This window comes from Streptomyces sp. NPDC058274, from assembly GCF_042881375.1.
Classification (GTDB): domain Bacteria; phylum Actinomycetota; class Actinomycetes; order Streptomycetales; family Streptomycetaceae; genus Streptomyces.
Window position 1 is genome coordinate 376477 of the sequence record NZ_JBHVXW010000007.1, and the last position, 4559, is coordinate 381035.

At 69.4% G+C, this 4559-nt stretch carries 7 protein-coding genes; 4 read left to right on the plus strand and 3 right to left on the minus strand.

The genetic code is table 11. From position 1 onward, the window contains the following. Window positions 1-59 precede the first annotated feature (59 nt). Window positions 60-347, minus strand: coding sequence for a DUF4190 domain-containing protein (locus tag ACFVYF_RS17715; RefSeq protein ID WP_389456220.1), 288 nt, complete (start codon window positions 345-347; stop codon window positions 60-62). A gap of 149 nt (window positions 348-496) precedes the next feature. Continuing rightward, window positions 497-1201: a GAF and ANTAR domain-containing protein gene (locus tag ACFVYF_RS17720; RefSeq protein ID WP_389456222.1), complete on the minus strand. Its 705-nt coding sequence runs from the start codon at window positions 1199-1201 to the stop codon at window positions 497-499. A 255-nt stretch (window positions 1202-1456) separates the two neighbouring features. Here ACFVYF_RS17720 and ACFVYF_RS17725 point away from each other — a divergent pair, with 255 nt between their 5' ends. The 3 genes from ACFVYF_RS17725 (at window position 1457) to ACFVYF_RS17735 (ending at window position 3260) form a co-directional block, all read left to right on the plus strand. Further along, the gene (locus ACFVYF_RS17725; RefSeq protein WP_389456224.1) at window positions 1457-1717 is read left to right on the plus strand and encodes a WhiB family transcriptional regulator; all 261 of its coding nucleotides are present in this window, start codon (window positions 1457-1459) and stop codon (window positions 1715-1717) included. 187 nt (window positions 1718-1904) lie between these two features. Further along, the gene (locus ACFVYF_RS17730) at window positions 1905-2339 is read left to right on the plus strand and encodes an ATP-binding protein (protein WP_389456226.1); all 435 of its coding nucleotides are present in this window, start codon (window positions 1905-1907) and stop codon (window positions 2337-2339) included. Window positions 2340-2888: 549 nt separating this feature from the next. After that, on the plus strand, window positions 2889-3260 hold the full coding sequence (locus ACFVYF_RS17735; RefSeq protein ID WP_389456228.1) for a hypothetical protein: 372 nt from the start codon (window positions 2889-2891) through the stop codon (window positions 3258-3260). Between the two features lie 87 nt (window positions 3261-3347). Here the strand turns inward: ACFVYF_RS17735 and ACFVYF_RS17740 are convergent, their stop codons facing one another. Further along, window positions 3348-3848 (minus strand): DUF6328 family protein, encoded by a 501-nt coding sequence (locus tag ACFVYF_RS17740; RefSeq protein ID WP_389456229.1) that lies wholly within the window; start codon window positions 3846-3848, stop codon window positions 3348-3350. Between the two features lie 147 nt (window positions 3849-3995). Here ACFVYF_RS17740 and ACFVYF_RS17745 point away from each other — a divergent pair, with 147 nt between their 5' ends. Next, window positions 3996-4487 (plus strand): hemerythrin domain-containing protein, encoded by a 492-nt coding sequence (locus ACFVYF_RS17745; RefSeq protein ID WP_389456231.1) that lies wholly within the window; start codon window positions 3996-3998, stop codon window positions 4485-4487. The last annotated feature ends 72 nt before the right edge of the window (window positions 4488-4559 follow it).

Below are 4559 nucleotides of genomic sequence, written 5' to 3' on the forward strand. Positions count from 1 at the left end.
GGGCCCCCCTCCCTCCCCCCGCGCGCCCCCACCACGGCCATGCCGAGCAGTGCGGCCGGTCAGCCGCCCACGTACCAGGTGAAGCCGCCGTTGGATGCGGCCACGGCGACCAGAATCGCGAAAACAATCAGATCCACGACGCCCAGGATGAGACCGGCCTTCGCCATTCCGCCGCCGCCCTTGGCAGCGGCCTGACGCATTCCGATCGCGCCGAACACGATCGCGAGGGGGCCGAGAATCACATTGAAGAAGATGAGCCCGATGATGCCGCAGACCAGGCTCGCGATGGCCAGACCGTTGGTGCGCGATCCGGAGGACGCGGCAGAGGGACCGCCGTAACTCGTCATCAGATTCTCCCGCTGTCGGTGCAGTTGGCGATAGCAGCCCGTGAATCAAGGCGCTCTTTCGTTTCCCGACCTTCCGGGTTCCCGGCAATTGACGCCGTACTCCACCGGCGTCGCGCACCGCCGCGCGGAGCGGTCCCGCACCGCTGCTTTCAGGCGGGCTTGTCGCCGGTCCTGCAGATCTGGCGGGCGATCTCACGGAGTTTGACGTTGTGATCCTGAGAGGCCTTCTTGAGGACTTTGAAGGCCGTTTCCTCGGTCAGGCCATGACGCTCCATCAGGATGCCCATGGCCTCGCCGATCTCGTGCCGCGTCTCCAGCGCGTGACCGAGCTGCTGGTGCGTACGGGCCGCGGAGAACGCGACGGCCCCGTGCGAGGCGAGGATCCAGCCCGCTCGCTGTGCCGTCTCGTCGAAGGTGTACGGCTTGTGCGAGTACAGATTCAGCGCACCGAGCTCGTCGTCCTCGGTGAACAGCAGAAACCCCATCATGCTGCCCATGCCCAGCTTCCTCAGCTCGGGCGCGAAGCGGGACCAGCGCTCGTGCGGCCGGCGCATGTCCTCGATGGCGTAGACCTGCGTGCGGTCGGTGACGGCGTCGAAGCAGGGGCCCTCCTGCAGGTCCTGCTGAATCTTGTCCGCGGTGCGCACCACGTCGCTCGTCGCGGACAGGGCGCTGACTTCGCGGTGGCGCACGGTGAGGATGCCGGCTTCGTCGCATCCCCTGATCAGGACTGACGCGTGCTCCACGATCCGGTCCAGCGTGCCCTGGACCGAGTCCTGGGCGAGCAGGTCCCGCGCCATGTCGGCCAGGCCGATGGCGAACTGCTCCCAGATCTCGCCTGGCTCTTGCGACATCTCCCACCTGCCTATTCGCCGAACCACCGTCGTCGCTCACCGGGCGGTTCCATCTTGCCACCGGTGGGCCCCCGCCGCGCCGTACCGGGAGACACGGTCTCAGCGCCCAACGTGCCGCGTGCCGCCTTTCGCGGTTGCTCAACGTTCAAGCAGTCCGAAGCTGTACGACATATCTGTTTCACCTGTGCGATCAGGGGTGACCCGAAGGGCGAAGGACCGTAGCGACCTACACGACCGCGATCGCAGGAGGACCCCATGGACGACTGGCGCGCCGCCGCGGCCTGCCGCACCGTCGATCCCGATCTGTTCTTCCCCATCGGCACCACAGGTCCCGCGTTCCTGCAGATCCTGGAGGCGAAAGCCGTCTGCCAGGGATGCACGGTCCGCGAAGAATGCCTGGAGTGGGCGCTCGATACGGGTCAGGGCATCGGCGTATGGGGTGGTACAAGTGAGAACGAACGGCGTGCGCTGAGGCGGCGCGCGGCCGCCCGGCGGTCCCGGGACACCGCGGCGTAGGCAGGGCACCCACGGCGAGGGCCACGTCGGGCAGGCCCTGCGCCGCGCACGGTGGCGGGCCCGACGGCCGGCGGTCCCGGACCTGCGGGCGTCAGTCCCGGCGCACCGTCCCCGGGGCGCGCGGCCGAGGCGGCGACGGGCCGGGAGCAGCGGGAGACAACCCGGCAGCCAGATCCGGGAAGGCGAGATGGCAAGCGATCCGAGTAGGGACAAGGAACTGTCACGTCAGGAGATCGACACGCTCACCAGCGCCTTCGCCGGTCAGCTGCGCAACGTGACCGACGCGCGACTCACGGCGGAGGGCTATCTGAGCCTTCTCGCGCGGGCGTCACCGCCCAGTGCGGCCGAGTACTGGGACGACCTTCTGCTCGTGGTCACGGAGCTGGCCGCCAACTCGGTCCAGTACGCCCCCGGCCCCTTTGAGCTCCAGATGCGCCGCACCTACGACGGCGTGCATGTGACGGTGCGGGACAGCAGTACCACCCCGCCCGCACCTCGCCCCTTCCACCCGAAGGAGGGTGGGGGCGGCATCGGCTGGCACCTGATCCACACGCTCTGTGACCAGGTCAGCGTGGTGGTGCGGCCCGACGGCAAGGACGTGCACGCCTTCCTCCCCTGGTGACGGCAGGCCGCGCCGCTCGCCCGGGCCGTACGACGGTTCCCGGCGGCCGCCGATGCCGCCCGAGCCGCACGGGGCGTAAGACGGCTCCCGACGGCCGCCGATTCCGCCAATGCCGTACGGGGGTCCCCAGGCCTACGACGGTTCCCGACGGCCGCCGATTCCGCCAATGCCGTACGGGGGTCCCAGGCCTACGACGGTTCCCGGCGGCCCTCGATTCGCCCCGAGCCGCGCGGGTGTCCCGGGCGCCTGCCCGACCCCGCCGCTGTGCCGCACGAGGGTCCGCCGCCGCAACCCGCTGATCCCCTGGCAGACAGACGCCCGCCGTCAGGTGTGGACGGCCGGAATGTGAGCAACCGGCTGACAGGGGTACCGCTCAGGAGCCCCGCCCTGCCCGCGTTGTCAGTGCTCGACGCGACAATGCTGAGCAGCGAGAACGTCACCGCTCCGCGCGGTACGCGATCGAACCCGTCCGTCGAAAGGCTGCCCGCACATGACGCCCTCTCTCCACCGCTGCGCCGAGCCGCGGGCCACGGCCGGAGGCCGGTGACGATGCTCCGAGCCCTCCCCCGCCCCCAGACTCCGCTCAGCTCCCGTGGTGCCGAGGTCCTGCGTCTGATCACCGAGCAGCGCGTCCCCGTCTGCCTCACCGTCCACGCCAATGGCCGCCGCCGCTACGGCTACTGGCAGGCCGTCGGTTCACAGCCGGGGCGCGGAGGGTGTTACGTCGCTCTGCCCACCGACGAGTGCGACGCACTGCACGCGACGGGCCGCATAGTGCTGGGCGATCCCATAGTGGACCCGGCGAAGACCACGTACCCGGTGCGGGCCACCCCGCGCAGTACCCCCCGAGCGACGGGGACACCCCGGGCGACCGGCGCACCCCGAGTGGCCGGTCCGTCGTCCCACGCGCTCACGGCCTGACGGCAGGGACCCACGCGACGACGGGCACGCGCGCGACGCACGCGCGCGTGCCCTCTCGGCCACCGGCCCGCCGGCCTCACTGCGCCATCAGGGAGTGGTGAAGCGATAGCGGGCCCACAACGGCAGGACGAACCAGCAGATCAGGTACCAGGCCACGACCCCCGCGACCAGCCACGGCACATAGGCGTCATGGGTGGCCACCCGCAGGATGAGCAGGAGCGAAGCGGTCATGGTCGCCAGCAGCAGTACGAGCCCGGCGAACGTGAGGCGCGACGCCCATCGCACCGCCTGCGGCTTCACCCGCCTCCCGGACACGATCCGGTGCAGGGAGACCGGACCGATCAGGGCACCGGTGGCGGCGGCGCCCAGGACGACCGTGACGATGTAGATGGTCTGGTCCACATCCCGCAACTGGGCGTAGCGCGGGGTGAATACGACCGTCAGCAGAAAGCCGAACAGAATCTGCACGCCCGTCTGCGCCACCCGGATCTCCTGGATGAGCTCGCCCCACTTGCGGTCGGCTCTCTCCTCCTCGGTCTCGTCGCGCCCAGTGTCCGCGGTACCCGCATCATTTCCCGAGTCCGGCAACTTTCCTCCTGGTTCAAGGGACTTCGTCTGTTTCGCTGCTGAGGTTGTTCTCGTTGCGCCAAGCGGCGCATTCGCCGTACTGGTCCTGGCAGACAGGGGTATTCGCGTGAGTGGACCGATCTTCTCCCACGAAAGGCGAGCCGCACCGTGGCAACTACGCAAGATGTCGTCGAACTCATTCTTGAGGATCACCGGAGGATGGAGGACCTGTTCCGGGAGATGCGCAGTGTCGAGGCCGACAGGTCGGCCGCGCTCAAGGAATTCGCTGACTTGCTGATCGCGCACGCCCTGGCGGAGGAGGCCGAGGTCTACCCCGCGCTCAAGCGGTACAAGGACATCGACAACGAGGAGGTCGAGCACGGCGAGTCCGAGCACGAGGAGGGCAACAAGGCACTTCTCGCGCTGCTGGAGGTCGACGAGGTCGGCTCCGAGGACTGGGACGAGAAGCTGGAAGAACTCGTCGAGGCCATCGCGCACCACACCGACGAAGAAGAGCGCACCATCCTCAACGGCGCCCGCGAGAAGGTCGCGATGCAGCGCCGCGAGGAACTCGGAGCGGCCTTCCTCGAGGAGCGGGCGCGCCGGCTGAAGTCGGGCTGCGGCTCCATCGAGAACATCCGCAGCATCGTCGGCGACTGACGGAGTACGCCTCCCCGGGGGCCCCGTACGCCCCGCTGCGAGGGGCGTACGGGCGACCGACCGGCCGCATCC

Excerpts from the sequence above, each read along its gene's own strand:
- ACFVYF_RS17715 (WP_389456220.1), bottom strand. The coding sequence starts at position 347 with ATGACGAGTTACGGCGGTCCCTCTGCCGCGTCCTCCGGATCGCGCACC.
- ACFVYF_RS17720 (WP_389456222.1), bottom strand. The coding sequence starts at position 1,201 with ATGTCGCAAGAGCCAGGCGAGATCTGGGAGCAGTTCGCCATCGGCCTG.
- ACFVYF_RS17725 (WP_389456224.1), top strand. The coding sequence starts at position 1,457 with ATGGACGACTGGCGCGCCGCCGCGGCCTGCCGCACCGTCGATCCCGAT.
- ACFVYF_RS17730 (WP_389456226.1), top strand. The coding sequence starts at position 1,905 with ATGGCAAGCGATCCGAGTAGGGACAAGGAACTGTCACGTCAGGAGATC.
- ACFVYF_RS17735 (WP_389456228.1), top strand. The coding sequence starts at position 2,889 with ATGCTCCGAGCCCTCCCCCGCCCCCAGACTCCGCTCAGCTCCCGTGGT.